At 73.7% G+C, this 13,834-nt stretch carries 11 protein-coding genes and 1 riboswitch; of the genes, 8 read left to right on the forward strand and 3 right to left on the reverse strand.

Features of this window, described 5'->3' with window-relative positions; genetic code table 11:
* The first annotated feature begins 13 nt into the window (after positions 1-13).
* A complete protein-coding gene (locus AA0Z99_RS02475; RefSeq protein ID WP_413319139.1) occupies positions 14-721 on the forward strand; it encodes a hypothetical protein in 708 nt (235 codons plus the stop codon).
* Positions 722-733: 12 nt separating this feature from the next.
* Here AA0Z99_RS02475 and AA0Z99_RS02480 read toward each other — a convergent pair whose 3' ends face one another.
* Genes AA0Z99_RS02480 through AA0Z99_RS02490 form a run of 3 tightly spaced genes read right to left on the reverse strand, consistent with a single transcriptional unit; the run spans position 734 to position 6,277 of the window.
* Positions 734-1,894 carry an LOG family protein gene (locus AA0Z99_RS02480; RefSeq protein WP_413319141.1) on the reverse strand — a complete coding sequence of 387 codons (1,161 nt, stop codon included), beginning with the start codon at positions 1,892-1,894 and terminating at the stop codon, positions 734-736.
* Between the two features lie 58 nt (positions 1,895-1,952).
* Positions 1,953-5,036, reverse strand: a complete 3,084-nt coding sequence (locus AA0Z99_RS02485) for an AAA family ATPase (protein ID WP_413319143.1) — start codon at positions 5,034-5,036, stop codon at positions 1,953-1,955.
* The gene (locus tag AA0Z99_RS02490) at positions 5,033-6,277 is read right to left on the reverse strand and encodes an exonuclease SbcCD subunit D (RefSeq protein ID WP_413319145.1); all 1,245 of its coding nucleotides are present in this window, start codon (positions 6,275-6,277) and stop codon (positions 5,033-5,035) included. The genes AA0Z99_RS02485 and AA0Z99_RS02490 overlap by 4 nt, the downstream gene beginning before the upstream one ends.
* 99 nt (positions 6,278-6,376) lie before the next feature.
* On the opposite strand from AA0Z99_RS02490, the gene AA0Z99_RS02495 reads away from it, so the two are divergent.
* The 7 genes from AA0Z99_RS02495 (at position 6,377) to gcvT (ending at position 13,833) form a co-directional block, all read left to right on the forward strand.
* On the forward strand, positions 6,377-9,223 hold the full coding sequence (locus AA0Z99_RS02495) for a Na+/H+ antiporter subunit A (protein ID WP_413319147.1): 2,847 nt from the start codon (positions 6,377-6,379) through the stop codon (positions 9,221-9,223).
* Positions 9,220-9,675, forward strand: coding sequence for a Na(+)/H(+) antiporter subunit C (locus AA0Z99_RS02500; protein ID WP_413319149.1), 456 nt, complete (start codon positions 9,220-9,222; stop codon positions 9,673-9,675). Before AA0Z99_RS02495 ends, AA0Z99_RS02500 begins: the two co-directional genes overlap by 4 nt.
* The gene (locus tag AA0Z99_RS02505; RefSeq protein WP_413319151.1) at positions 9,675-11,183 is read left to right on the forward strand and encodes a Na+/H+ antiporter subunit D; all 1,509 of its coding nucleotides are present in this window, start codon (positions 9,675-9,677) and stop codon (positions 11,181-11,183) included. The genes AA0Z99_RS02500 and AA0Z99_RS02505 overlap by 1 nt, the downstream gene beginning before the upstream one ends.
* Positions 11,180-11,710, forward strand: a complete 531-nt coding sequence (locus tag AA0Z99_RS02510; protein ID WP_413319153.1) for a Na+/H+ antiporter subunit E — start codon at positions 11,180-11,182, stop codon at positions 11,708-11,710. The genes AA0Z99_RS02505 and AA0Z99_RS02510 overlap by 4 nt, the downstream gene beginning before the upstream one ends.
* Complete coding sequence (locus tag AA0Z99_RS02515; RefSeq protein WP_413319155.1) at positions 11,710-12,126, forward strand: monovalent cation/H+ antiporter complex subunit F; 417 nt, start codon at positions 11,710-11,712, stop codon at positions 12,124-12,126. The genes AA0Z99_RS02510 and AA0Z99_RS02515 overlap by 1 nt, the downstream gene beginning before the upstream one ends.
* A complete protein-coding gene (gene mnhG, locus AA0Z99_RS02520) occupies positions 12,123-12,494 on the forward strand; it encodes a monovalent cation/H(+) antiporter subunit G (RefSeq protein WP_413319157.1) in 372 nt (123 codons plus the stop codon). Before AA0Z99_RS02515 ends, mnhG begins: the two co-directional genes overlap by 4 nt.
* A gap of 30 nt (positions 12,495-12,524) precedes the next feature.
* Positions 12,525-12,611, forward strand: a riboswitch (glycine riboswitch).
* Between the two features lie 64 nt (positions 12,612-12,675).
* Complete coding sequence (gene gcvT / locus AA0Z99_RS02525) at positions 12,676-13,833, forward strand: glycine cleavage system aminomethyltransferase GcvT (RefSeq protein ID WP_413319159.1); 1,158 nt, start codon at positions 12,676-12,678, stop codon at positions 13,831-13,833.
* Position 13,834: the final 1 nt, after the last annotated feature.

Here is a 13,834-nt window from a genome sequence, read left to right on the forward strand (position 1 = left end):
ATAGATTGCGCGTGTGGAAGAGATCCTTCGGTTCGCTGGCGACTACTGGTGGCTGATCTTCATCATCGGGCCGGTGGTCGGCGGATGGATCGGCGGCGTCGCGAAGTACGACGAGCGTCGGCGCCGCGACCGGATCGAGCTCGAGCGCGTCCGTCGGGCGCCGCTGGCGCCGGTGGAGGGCGCGCACCCGGTCGCGGACGCAGCGGCGACGGCGGTTGCCGCCGCCGTCGATCGCGATCGGCAGATCGAGCGGATCCTCGCCGATCACGACGAGGTGGACCGCCGCTGGCTCGACTTCGAGCTCGACGTCGCCAAGCTCATCGACTACCCGCTCGTCACCGACATGCGCGAGCCGCTGACGCAGGCCTTCCACCGCGCGAAGCGGATCGCGGACGGGCTGCGGCCGGAGGATCCGGCGGAGCTTCGGCTCGAGGGCGCGCTCGAGCGCTACCGCGACGCGGTGCGCGACTACGAGGTGGCCTTCGAGGCCGCGGTGCGCGAGGCGAAGCGGCGCGCCCAGAGCGACTTCGACGACGCGGAGCGCGGGCGGCTGCAGGCAGCCCAGCGCCTGATGGCGCTCGCGGAGAACGAGGCCTCGACCCCGGCGGAGCGGCAGAGCGCCTACCGCCAGGCGCGTCGCGAGCTCGACGGGCTGATCGCGCTGCCCGACGCGACCGCGCACGACATCGAGCGCCGCATCGCTGGTGAGATCGAGGCGTAGCCGCCGCTGCGGTCAGCGGCGATCCTCGGGGGCTGCGGCGTGCAGCGCCTCCGCCCCCTGCGTCGGCTCGAACGCCGTGACGGTGGCGACCGCATCCGCCACCGTGTCGACGAGCGCGATGCCCGCCTCGCCCGGCTTGCCGCGCATGACTGCCTGCAGCAGCGGCCAGGCGGGCAGCGTCTCGCTCCAGAAGCGCTCGCCGACGAGCACGAGCGGTGCCCACGCGCCCTCCTCGGCGTAGGAGTTCTCGCACGCGTCCTGGAAGATCTCCTGCGTCGTGCCGCCCCCGCCGGGCAGCACGACGATGCCCGCGTTCGCCACCCGCAGCAGGATGTCCTCCCTGACGGAGTTCTGGAAGTACTTCGCGATCGACGTCGCGAAGGAGTTGGGCGGCTCGTGGCCGTAGTGCCAGGTGGGGATGCCGAGCGAGACCCCGTCGCCGACGCGCTGCGCGATGCTGCGCGCCGAGGCGATCCACTCGGGGATCGCGCCGTGGAAGGAGGCGACGCTCGCGAGCTCGTCGATCGCGGCGTCGAGCTGGTCGGGGGAGAGCCCGACGGCGCGCGCGCCCAGGTTCCCGGCCTCCATCGCCCCCGGGCCGCCGCCGGTCGCGACGACGCGGCCGGCGCGCGCGAGCCCGTGCGCGAGGTGCGCTGCCTGGCGGTACTCCTCGGAATCGCGTCGCAGCGCGTGGCCGCCCATGATGCCGACGATCTGCCGCCCCTGCACCCACTCGGCGAGCGCGTCGTCGATGGAGTGGTCGTGCAGCGCTGCGGCGAGGGTGTCCGCGACATCGTGGTGCCGCGTGCGCGACCACGCGTAGACGCGCGCGTCGAAGCTCTCGGCGTAGCCGCGCTCGATGCCCTGCACCAGCTCGTCGGGCGTGTACAGCGACGAGCGGTAGGCGTTGAAGGGCGTGTCGGGCACGTCGTCGAAGACGAGGGCACCCTCGCGGATCAAGCGCTCCTTCTCGGGCTGCGGGAGCTCGGAGCCCATGATGAGGGCGCCGTCGCCGTGCAGCCGCTCGAGCACGTCGGCCCGCTGGCGCAGGTCGACGTCCTGGATCCGCCATCCCTGCATGCTCGACGCATCGCGCGAGAAGTGGTCGAAGGCGGCGATCGACGAGATGTCGAGCCGTCGGCCGTGCTGCGGTCGTTGATCGAAGTCGCGCATGCGGGGAGCCTACCCAGCGCGCGCCCGGGGCTCCTGGGGCGTCCCGGTCGCGCGCGGCTCAGCCGAGCGGGGCCGCACCGGAGGAGACGACGATGCGGCTCCCGCCCCCGGGCTCGGGCAGGACGCGGATGCGCGCCGGGATGCGCTCCTGCATCTGCTGCACGTGGCTGATGACGCCGACGCTGCGCCCGCCCGCGCGCAGCTCGTCCAGCGTCGCCATGGCCGACTCGAGCGTCTCCTGGTCCAGCGAGCCGAACCCCTCGTCCACGAACAGCGTCTCGAGCGAGATGCCGCCCGACTCCGCCTGCACCACGTCGGCGAGGCCGAGCGCGAGCGCGAGCGAGGCGAGGAAGGTCTCGCCGCCGGAGAGCGACGCCGCGGTGCGCGGCACGCCCGTGTGCGCGTCGAGCACCTGGATGCCGAGGCCGGAGGCCGCGCGCCGGTAAGCCGTCGACTCGTCGTGCAGCAGCGCGAACCTCCCAGCCGTCATCCCGGAGAGCCGCAGGTTCGCGGCGTCGACGATGGCGCCCAGTCGCGTCGCGAGCACGTAGGTCTCGATGTCCTGCCGCAGCTCGTTGTCGCCGTGCAGCGCGCGAGCGAGCGACCGCACGGTCGCCGCCTCGGCAGCGCCGTCGGCGAGGGCGCGGATCGCCGCCCGCGCAGCATCGACGTCGGCGAGCGTGCGGTCGCGGGCGGTGGTGGCCGCAGCCGCCGCCGTGGCGGCGGCGCGGGCGGCTGCCTCGGCCGCCTCGAGCGCCGCCTCGTGCGGGTCGAGCGTCGGCGCCTCGCCCTCCAGCTCGGCGAGCTCAGGCTGCGCGAGCACGCCGCGCGCGCTCGCGACGGCATCGTCGTGGGTGCGGATGCGCTCGCGCAGCGCGGTGCGCGCGCTCGGCTCCAGGCGCATCGCGGCGGTCGCCGCCCGCTCCGGCAGGCCGTGCTCGGCGAGCGCTGCGGCTCCCGCCGCCTGTGCCTCGCGGTGCTCCTCGGCGGCACGGCCGTGCTCCGCGTCCGCCTCGAGCCACGCGCGCAGCACCCCGGCGCGCTCCGTGCGATCGATCAGCAGCGCGCTCGCGTCCGCGTGCTCGCCGAGCTCTGCGTCGAGGCGCCGCTGCGCGTCGGCCAGTCGAGCAGCGGCGGCCGCCGCAGCGGAGCGCGCGGCTGCAGCGCGCTGCTCGAGCTCGAGGATGCGCGCATCGCGCCCGCGCGCCTCCTCGTCGTGCGCGGCCAGCAGGAGGATCTGCCGCTCGCGCTCTGCCTCGGCCGCACGGCTGGCCGCGCACGAGGCCTCAGCGTCGGCGAGTGCTGCGTCGAGCGTCGCACGATCCTCCGTGCCGGCGCGCGCCTCGAGCGCGGCCAGCCGACGCTCGAGCTCGCCGAGCTCGCGATCGGCGGCGCGGGCCGCGTCTGCCGCCTGCGCTGCGGCGTCCATCGCCTCGCTGACGTCGGCGGCGGTGACTGCCTGGGCGGCAGGGGCGTGGGGCGCGGGGTGCTCGAGCGCGCCGCAGACCGGGCACGCCTCTCCGTCGGCGAGGCCCTCGGCGAGCTCGCCGGCGATGCCCGCGATCCTCGCCGCTTGCAGGCGCTGGGCCTCGGCCGCGGCTGCCGCCTGCGCCTGGGCCGTGCTCGCCGCCGCTTCGCGCGAGCGCTGCAGGGGCGTCGCGAGCCGATCCGCCTCGGTGCGCGATGCGAGTCGCTCGCGCGCCGCCTCGACGGCGCGCTCGGCCGCCGCCAGGCCGGCGGCGGTCATCGCGGCCTGCTCCCGCGCCCGCGCGATCTCGTCGCGCACGGCCGGGGCCTCGGCGCGCTCCCGCTTCGCCGCGTCGACCGCCGCATCCGCCTCGCCGGCCACCGAGGCGGTCGTCGCTGCCTCGCGCTGGAGCGCCGGCAGCTCGGCCTCCACCCGCACCGCGACGCCGGCGCGCGCGAGGTCGTCCGCGGCAGCAGCGTGCGCGCCCTCGACGGCGGAACGATCCGGCACCGCGCCCGTCGCCGCGCCCGACCCGGTCCCTCGCACCGGCTCGGTCTCCCGTCCCGATCCGGCAGCGGCGAGTCCCCGCGACCGCAGCTCGTCGGTCGCGGCCGAGAGCGACGAGGCGGTGCGCTCCAGACCGCGGTCGGCGCGGTCCCAGCGGTCGAGCACGCCGGCGGCCTCCGCAGCGCGGTCGGCGTCGGCGAGCCTGGAGCGATCGGCCTCGACCGCCCCCGCGGCCTCCTCGAGCCGGCGCAGCGCCGCCTCGGCCGCCGCGCGGCGCGCGAATCGCTCGGCCAGCGCCAGGGCGGCGTCGCGGGCGGCGCGCGCCTGCCGCTCAGCCGTGCTGGCGCTCGCCGCCGCGCGCTCGGCGGCGGCGACGCGCTCGTCGAGGTCGGCCACGGCCGCGTCCAGCATGGCGTCGTCCACGGCAGCTGCGTCGGGCGCTGCAGCCTCGGAGCCGCCGGGCTCCTCACCGTCGGGCGTGGGCACAGCCGCGCGCAGCTCCTCGAGCACGGCGCGCACCCGGTCGCCGCGCTCATCGCGGCTGCGCTCGAGCTCGCCGCGCTCGAGCTCGACGGCCCTCGCGTCCTCCAGCAGCAGCTCGCGCACCCGCCGCATGCTGCCCGTGCCGAACAGCCGCTGCAGCAGCTGCTTGCGCTCGTCGCTCGACGCGGTGAGGAACCGCGCGAAGCCGCTCTGCGCGAGCAGGATCACCTGCAGGAACTCATCCTTCGTCAGCCCGAGCGTGCGACCGACCTCGACGCCGACGTCGCCCACGTTCGTCGAGACCGCCTGCCAACCGTCGTCGATCCGCTCGAGCAGCTGCGCAGCCGCGCGCTCCTTCGTCGTCCCCGTGCCGCGCTGCTTGGCCCGCTCGTACTCCGGTGCGCGCCGCACTCGCAGCACGCGGTCGCCGACGGCGAAGTCGAGCTCGACCCACGTGGCCTGCTCCGGCCCGGCGAGGTCGCTCCGCAGATGCTGCTGCCTGCCGGTGTAGCGCGGCGCGGAGCCGTAGAGCGCGAACGTCACCGCATCGAGGATGGTCGACTTGCCCGCACCGGTCGGGCCGGCGATGAGGTAGACGCCGTCGGCCGCGAAGGCCGCGAAGTCGATGGCGAACTCGTCGCGGAAGGGTCCGAAGGCCGCGCCCGCGAGGCGCAGCAGCCTCATCGGGCAGCCTCTTCGGCGGCGACGCGCGCGAGGGCGTCGCGCACCAGCGCCGCCTCGCCCTCGCTCGCGCCGGCGCCGCTGCGCACGTGCGCGAGGAAGTCGTCGACGATCTCGCCCTCGCTGCGCCGGGCGAGCCGCTCGCGGAGCTCGACCTGCGGGGCGGTCGCGCCGCCGATCCAGTCGACCTCCGCGCAGTGCGGCCAGCGCCGCTGCAGCTGCCGCATCGCGTCGATGGGTCGCACCCGGTCGGTGAGGCGCGCTCGCAGCCAGTCGCCCTCCGTGCCGTCCAGGCGCGGATCGGTGAGCAGCTCGGCGAGATCGCCCTCGATCGTGGTGAGCGCCCTCGGCACCGGCAGGTCCACCCACGTGACCGCGCCCAGCCCATCCGCGTCGAGCTCGACGAGCCAGCCGCCGCGCTCCGGGGAGCGCTCCCGGAACGAGTAGTGCAGCGGCGCCCCCGAGTAGCGCACGGAGGGGGTGAGCTCCTGCCGAGAGTGGATGTGCCCGAGGGCGACGTAGTCGACGCCTTCGAACACCGACGCGGGCACGACGTCGAGCCCGCCGGCCGTGATGTCTCGGGGAGCGTCGTCGAGCTCGTGCGCCGCGGCCCGCTCCGCTGCGGCATGCTCGGCTGCGCCCTGCTCCGCTGCGCCATGCTCGGCTGCGCCCTGGGCGCCCGCCGATCCATCGCCGATGGCCGCCGCGAAGCAGTGCGCGAGCACGACGGCGCGGCCGGGGCGCTGGGCGCGCGACGCGCGCACCGCCTCCATCGCCCACCGCACGGCGTCGGCCTGCGTCGCGACGCCGGCGCCCGGGAGCGCAGCCCGCAGCAGCACCGGCTCGAGGTACGGCAGGGCGTAGACGTGCACGGGGCCGTGCGCGTCGGCGAGCTCGATGCGCCACGACTCGGGATCCAGCGCCTGCGTGCTCAGGTGCAGCCCGCCGGCCCGCGCGAAGCCCGCGTTCGCGCCCAGGCGCGCAGCGGAGTCGTGGTTGCCGCTCGAGAGCACGATCTCCGCACCCGCGGCGCGGATCTCGGCGAGCGCCTGCGTGAGGGCCTCGACGTGCCGCCCCGCGGGCATGGCCGAGTCGTAGACGTCGCCTGCCACGAGCACCACGTCGATGCGCTGCTGCCGGACGATGCTCGCCAGCTCCCCGAGCACGCCGGCGAGCGCCCCGAGCGTGTCGGCCCCGTGGAAGGTGCGCCCGACGTGCCAGTCGGAGGTGTGGAGCAGCCGCATGCCACCACGGTAGGGGGCGCCGCAGACGTCAATCGGCGACGCCGCGCGCAGATAGGATGGGAGCAGCCCCTGCCCGCGCCTCGAGAGGGACTGCACCACGTGCTGCTCACTGTGACGATACTCGCCGTTCTCGGTGTCGTCGCGAGCGCCCTCAGCAGCCAGATGGGCCGCTTCGTCTTCCTGCTGCCCGCCGCTGCCAGCATCATCGCCGCCGTCTGGTTCGGCCTCCAGGCGCCCTTCGTCAGCGCGGGCGGCATCCTGCAGGAGCGCGTCGAGTGGATGCCCGCGCTCGGCATCGCGATCGACCTGCGACTGGGCGCCCTGCAGTGGCTGCTCGCGATGGTCGTGCTCGGCGTGGGCGGCCTGATCTTCATCTACTGCGCGTGGTACTTCGAGTCGAAGAAGCTCGCCAACCGCACCGTCGGCCTCCTCACCGGGTTCGCGGCGTCGATGCTGCTGCTCGTCCTCTCCGACGACCTGATCGTGCTGATGATCGGGTGGGAGCTCACGACCGTCTTCAGCTATCTGCTCGTCGGCCTCAACCACCGGTCGGCGAGCAATCGCAGGGCGGCGCAGACCGCGCTGATCGTCACCACCGCCGGCGGTCTGACGATGCTCGTCGGCATCATGCTGCTCGAGGCGGAGACGGGCTCCTTCTCCCTCGCGGCGATGCTGGCGGCGCCGCCGGAGACGGCGGCAGCGGCCTGGGCGGCCGCGCTCATGGTCGTCGGAGCGCTCTCGAAGTCGGCCATCGTGCCCTTCCAGTACTGGCTGCCGGGCGCGATGGCAGCGCCGACCCCCGTCTCCGCCTTCCTGCACGCGGCAGCGATGGTCAAGGCAGGCATCTTCCTGATCGCGGCGCTCAGCCCCGCCTTCGTCGAGCTGCCCTGGTGGCGGTGGAGCCTCGTCACCCTCGGCATCGTGACGATGCTGCTCGGCGCGCTGCGCGCCATGCGCCAGCTCGACATCAAGGTGCTGCTCGCCCACGGCACGGTGAGCCAGCTCGGCCTGCTGGTGACGGTGCTCGGCATCGGCACCCAGGCCGCGATGCAGTCGGGCCTCGCGCTGCTCGCCGCGCACGCGGTCTTCAAGGCGGCGCTGTTCATGGTGGTCGGCATCGTCGACAAGTCGACCGGCACGCGCGACCTGCGCGAGCTCGGCGGCCTGGCCCGTCGGATGCCGTGGGTCGCGACCGCAGCGATCCTGTCCGCGGCGTCGATGGCCGGCATCCCGCCGGCGCTCGGCTTCCTCGGCAAGGAGGCGGCGCTCGACGCCGCGCTCGGGCCGGTCGACGGCGAGGTGACCGCCATCGGCTGGATCGCGTTCATCGGCATCGCCGTGGGTGCGGCGCTCACGGTGGCGTACTCGCTGCGCCTGGTGGTCGGCACCTTCTTCGGCCCCGTGCGCACCGAGCCGCAGCGGCGCTCGCGCTGGCTGATCGTCGCGCCGGTCGCGCTCGCGGCGATGGGGCTGGTCGGCGGCTTCAGCGGCGAGCTCCTCACCGCGCTGCTCGCCCCGCAGGCGACCGCGGTGCCCGCAGGCGAGGCGCCGCCGCACCTCGCCCTCTGGCACGGCATCACCCCCGCGCTCGTCGCGTCGGCCGCCGCCTGGCTCATCGGATGGGTCGTGCACCGCCGCTTCGGCGGCCGCCGTCGCGCACCGCACGGCCAGGACCCGCTCGAGCGGGCCTACCACGCGGGCATGCGCGGCCTGGATCGCCTGGCCGTCGAGGTGACCGGGCGCCTCCAGACCGGTTCGCTGCCGATGCACCTCACCACGATCCTGCTGGTGGTCGTGGCGTTCCCCGGCATCGCGCTGCTGCTCTCCGGGGCGCTGACGAGCGACCTGCGCCTCTACGACTCCGCCGGTCAGATCGCCACGGCCGTGATCGTCAGCATCGCCGCGGTCTACACGACCACGACGCGCGGCCGCTTGAAGGCGTTCATGCTGCTGTCGGTCGCCGGCTACGGCGTCGCGCTGCTGTTCCTGCTGCACGGCGCACCCGACCTCGCGCTCACGCAGGCGCTCACCGAGACCGTCTTCCTGGTGATCCTCGTGCTGGTGCTGCGACGCCTGCCCAAGTACTTCACGAACCGCCCGCTGCGGGCCGCGCGCTACCTGCGCGCGTCGCTCGGCATCGCGGTCGGCACCTTCGCGGCGCTGGGCTCGCTCGCCGCGCTGCAGTCGCGCACGGGCGAGCCGATCTCGCTCGGCTTCTACGAGTGGGCGTACGAGTTCGGCCACGGCGAGAACATCGTCAACGTCACGCTCGTCGACATCCGCGCCTGGGACACCCTGGGCGAGGTCGCGGTCGTGCTCGCCGCGGCCACGGGCGTCGCGAGCCTGATCTTCGTGCGCCGTCCCGTCTCCGGCACCGGCGTGCTGCGCCAGCGCCAGAGCGCGGTGGGCCGCCGCACCTGGCTGCGCGGCGCGTTCGCCGACGAGCAGCGCTCGTCGCCCGTGCTCGAGATGATGACGCGCCTGCTGTTCCCGATCATGATGCTGGTATCGATCTACCTGCTCGCGGTCGGCCACAACGAGCCGGGCGGCGGCTTCGCCGGCGGGCTCGTCGCGGGCGTCGCGCTCGCGGTGCGCTACCTCGCGGGCGGCCGCGACGAGCTGCTCGAGGCCGTGCCCTTCGACGCGGGCAAGCTGCTCGGCGGCGGCATGGCCGTCGTGGTGCTGAGCGTGGTGTGGCCGGTCTTCATCGGCGGTCGCATCGGCGAGTCGTACGCCCTGGAGGCCGTGCTGCCGCTGCTGGGCGAGCAGAAGCTCGTCACGACGGTCTTCTTCGACGTCGGCGTGTGGCTCATCATCATCGGCGCCATGCTCGACTTCGTTCGCTCGCTCGGCGCGGGCGTCGACCTGCACGGCGAGCAGAACCTCGCACCGCGCCCGCAGTGGCGCTCCGACCGCTCGCTGCCGGCAGAGGGGGCCCGCGGATGACCCCGACCCTGATCCTCGCGATCGCCGGCGGCGTGCTGATCGCCGCGGGCGTGTACCTGCTGCTGGAGCGCAGCCTCATGCGCATCCTCGCCGGCGTGATGCTCGCCGGCAACGGCATCAACCTGCTCTTCCTCGTCGCCTCCGGTCCGGCGGGGCTCGCGCCCATCGTGGGGGAGGATCCCGAGCTGATCGGCGATCCGCTCCCGCAGGCGATGGTGCTCACCGCCATCGTCATCTCGCTCGCGACCGCTGCGCTGCTGCTCGCGATGTCGTACCGCTCGTTCCAGCTCGAGGGCCATGACGAGGTCGCCGACGACGTCGAGGACGCCATCGTGCGCCGTCGAGCCGAGGCCGACCTCTCGAGCGAGGCGTACGTCGACACGTCTGCCGACCCGAACGACGACTCCGACTCCGAGTCGGGCGGCCGCTCGGGCGATCGGCGGGTGCGCTGATGGATCTCGCGAACCTCGTCCCCATCCCGGTGCTGCTGCCGCTCCTGGCGGCCGGCATCACGCTCATCCTCGCCCGGCATCCGGCCATGCAGCGGGTGGTCTCGGCGACGACCCTCGCCGTGGTCGCGGTGGTCTCGCTCGTCCTGTGCATGGCGGCGGATGCGCAGGGTCCGATCGTGCTGTGGGTCGGGGCGTGGCCGGATGGGCTGGGCATCGTGCTGGTCGCCGACCGCCTGTCGTCGCTCATGCTGCTCGTCTCGAGCATCGTGGTCGCGATCGTCGTGATCTTCCCCTCCCGCCGCGACATCGCCGACAGCGCTGACGGCGCGCCCGTCTCGGTCTTCCACCCGACCTTCCTGGTGCTGACGGCGGGGGTGTCGAACGCCTTCCTCGCAGGGGATCTCTTCAACCTGTTCGTGGGCTTCGAGATGCTGCTGTTCTCGTCCTACGTGCTGATCATGCTCGGCGCGACGCGAGAGCGCGTGCGCGCGGGCTCGACGTACGTCGTGGTCAGCGTCGTCTCGTCGCTGCTGTTCCTGCTGGCGATCTCGCTGGTCTACGGCGCGACCGGCACCGTCAGCTTCGCGCAGCTGCCGGAGCGGCTCGCGGCGCTGGACCCGGGCCTGCAGCTCACCATCCAGCTGCTGCTGCTCGTGGTCTTCGGCATCAAGGCCGCCATCTTCCCGCTGCAGGCATGGCTCCCGGACTCCTATCCGACGGCACCCGCGAGCGTGACGGCGGTGTTCGCCGGCCTGCTGACGAAGGTCGGCGTCTTCGCCATCGTGCGCCTGCAGACGCTGCTGTTCCCCGAGAGCCCGCTGACCGACCTGCTGCTGGTGGTGGCGATCCTGACGATGCTGTTCGGCATCCTCGGCGCCCTGGCCCAGGGCGAGATCAAGCGACTGCTGTCGTTCACGCTCGTGAGCCACATCGGCTACATGCTGCTCGGCATCGCGCTCGGCACGGAGCTGGGGCTCGGAGCCTCGATCTTCTACATCGTCCACCACATCCTCGTGCAGACGACGCTGTTCATCGTCGTGGGACTCATCGAGCGGGTCGGCGGCTCGACGAGCCTCGCGCGCCTCGGCGGCCTCGCGTCCGTGCCGCTGCTGGCGGTGCTCTACCTCGTGCCTGCGTTGAACCTGGGCGGGATCCCGCCGCTGTCCGGCTTCCTCGGCAAGGTCGCGCTCATGGATGCGGCGCTCGCGCTCGACACCCCGCTCGCGCTGGTCGCGGTCATCGCCGGGGTCGCGACGAGCATCCTGACCCTGATCGCGGTCATCCGCGTCTGGCAGCGCGCGTTCTGGCAGGATCGCGGCGAGGACGACGACCGCGTGCACTCGCTCCGCGTGCTGCCGCGCATCTGGGTCGTCGCCGCATCCACGCTCGTCGTCATCACGCTCGCGCTGACGGTGATCGCCGGTCCGCTCACCGACTTCGCGTACCGCGCAGCGGTCGACATCCGTGGCGGTGCCTACCAGGTCGCGGTCGAGGAGGCGATCCCGTGAAGCGCCCCAAGCTCCGCTACCGGTTCTCGATCGTCACCACCGTGGGCCTCGCCCTCGTCTGGATGATGCTGTGGGGCGAGCTCACGCTCGGCGCAGCGCTCTGGGGCGTCATCATCGCGCTGCTGATCCAGGCGCTCTTCCCGCTGCCCGACGTGCCCGAGCTGCAGTTCTTCCGGCCGCTCGGCTTCCTGCGGCTCGTCGCCGTCACCCTGTGGGGGCTGGTGATCGCGAGCTTCGAGGTCGCGCTCAAGGTGCTCGCGTTCTGGCGGCCGACGCAGAACGCCATCATCCGCGTGCGGCTGCGCAGCGACTCCATGTTCATCACCGCCATCACCGCCGAGCTGACGACCCTGGTGCCCGGCTCGGTCGCGATGGACGCGGGGGATCGCTGGCTGCTGGTGCACGTGTTCGACGCCTCGACGCCCGCTCGCGTCGAGAAGGCGCGCGCCAAGGTGCTCGAGGCCGAGGCGACCGCTCTGCGGGCCTTCGGCACGGCGGCCGACCGAGCGCTGCTGGAGGAGGACTGATGGATGTCGTCCTGATCATCGCCGGCGTCATGCTGGTGATCGCTGCGGCGCTGACGCTCGTGCGCATCGTGCGCGGGCCGGGCCCGGCCGACCGGGTGGTCGCGACGGACGTGCTCATCACGACCGTCGCGGGCTCGCTGGCCGTCGAGGCCGCCATCAACCACCAGCGCTTCACCCTGCCCGTCATCCTGGTGCTCTCGCTGCTCGCCTTCGCGGGCACCGTCTCGATGGCGCGGTTCGTCGCCGGCCGCGGGAGCGTCGTCGGCACCGGCCCCGACGCCAAGGGCCCCGCACCCGACGCGACCGAGGGCGACGCGCCCGCCGAGGGCGAGGCATCCGGGCCCCTGGGCGACCGCTCCCAGGAGGATGCCGGCCAGGTGCCGGATGCCTCGCCCGAGGGGAAGGAGACCCCGTGACGCTCGAAGGTGCGCTCGACGTCGCCGGAGCGGTGCTGATCCTAATCGGCGCGTTCTTCACCCTCACGGCAGCGGTCGGCCTCGTGCGGCTCCCCGATGTGCTCAACCGGATGCACGCCGCCTCGAAGCCGCAGTCGCTCGGCTTCCTGCTGCTGTGCGCCGGCCTCGCGCTCGTGCTGCGCGATCCCGGTGCCACGACGCTGCTGATCCTGGCCGGCGGCATGCAGCTCGTCACCGCCCCCGTCGCGACGCAGATGATGGGGAAGGCGGCGTACCGCACCGGTCAGTTCCGCTCCGACATCGTCGTCGTCGACGATCGCTCGCCGAACGGCGACGACGATCCCGCCGGGCGCGACGAGAACGGGTAGGATCGCTGCAGCACACACAGCCGGCCGCTGCACGCCCGCGCGGGAGAGCTCCTTCGGGAGCACCGAAGGAGCAAGCCTCCCCGCCAAACTCTCAGGTTCTAGAACCGCTCGGGAAGGCCGCACTGGAGCAGATCGGGAACGATCGGCGACTGTGGGGGAGTCCGAGCGATGGAGGACTCTCATGACAGGCACCGAACCCACAGGCACCGACCGCGCGGGCGCCGATGGCGCGGCCAGCGCCGCTGCCGGCCCCCGCACGCCGCTGCTCGCGATCCACGAGGCGGCCGGCGCGCAGCTGATCGACTTCGCCGGCTGGCAGATGCCGGTGCGCTACGGCTCCGACCTCGCAGAGCACCAGGCCGTGCGCGAGCGAGCGGGCCTGTTCGACCTCAGCCACATGGCGGAGCTGCGGGTGAGCGGCCCGGATGCCGCCGCGCTGCTCGACCACGCGCTGGCGGGCCGACTCTCGGCGCTCGAGCCGTGGCAGGCGAAGTACTCGCTGCTGCTCGCCGAGCACGGCGGCATCGTCGACGACCTGATCGTCTACCGCACCGGCGACACCGAGTTCCTGGTCGTCGCGAACGCCTCCAACCGTCGGGCGGTCCTCGACGCGCTCACCGCGCGCGCGGCGGGCTTCGACGTCCGGATCGCCGACGAGACCGAGCAGACCGCGCTCATCGCGGTGCAGGGACCGGCCTCGCTCGCCATCGTCGAGCGCCTGGGGCTGGAGTCCGAGCCGCTCGAGGGGCTGCGCTACTACCGCACCCTGCCCGGCGTCTTCGAGGGCGAGGACGTGCTGATCGCCCGCACCGGCTACACCGGTGAGGACGGGTTCGAGCTCTACGTCGCCGCGCACGCGGCAGAGGACCTCTGGCGCGCGATCCTGCTCGCCGGAGAGGAGCACGACCTGGCCCTCTGCGGCCTCGCCGCGCGCGACACGCTGCGGCTCGAGGCGGGCATGCCGCTGTACGGCAACGAGCTCTCGCTCGACGTGCTGCCGGCGCAGGTCGGCCTCGGGCGCGTCGTCGCGCTGAAGACCAAGGGCGACTTCGTCGGCCGCGCCGCGATCGAGGCCGGCCCTGCAGCCGACGCTCCGGTGCTGATCGGCCTCAGCGCCGAGGGCCGCCGTGCACCCCGCTCGGGCTATCCGGTGCTCGACGGCGACCGCGTCGTCGGGGCCGTGACGAGCGGCGCGCTGTCGCCCACGCTCGGCCATCCCATCGCGATGGCCCTCGTCGAGCCCGGCTCGGCGACCTCCGACTCCCTGTCCGTCGACGTCCGCGGCACCCGGCTGCCGGTCGTCATCACCCAGCTGCCGTTCACCAAGCGAGAGGCCTGAG

It is taken from the genome of Agrococcus phoenicis (assembly GCF_047302415.1).
Taxonomy (GTDB): Bacteria; Actinomycetota; Actinomycetes; order Actinomycetales; family Microbacteriaceae; genus Agrococcus.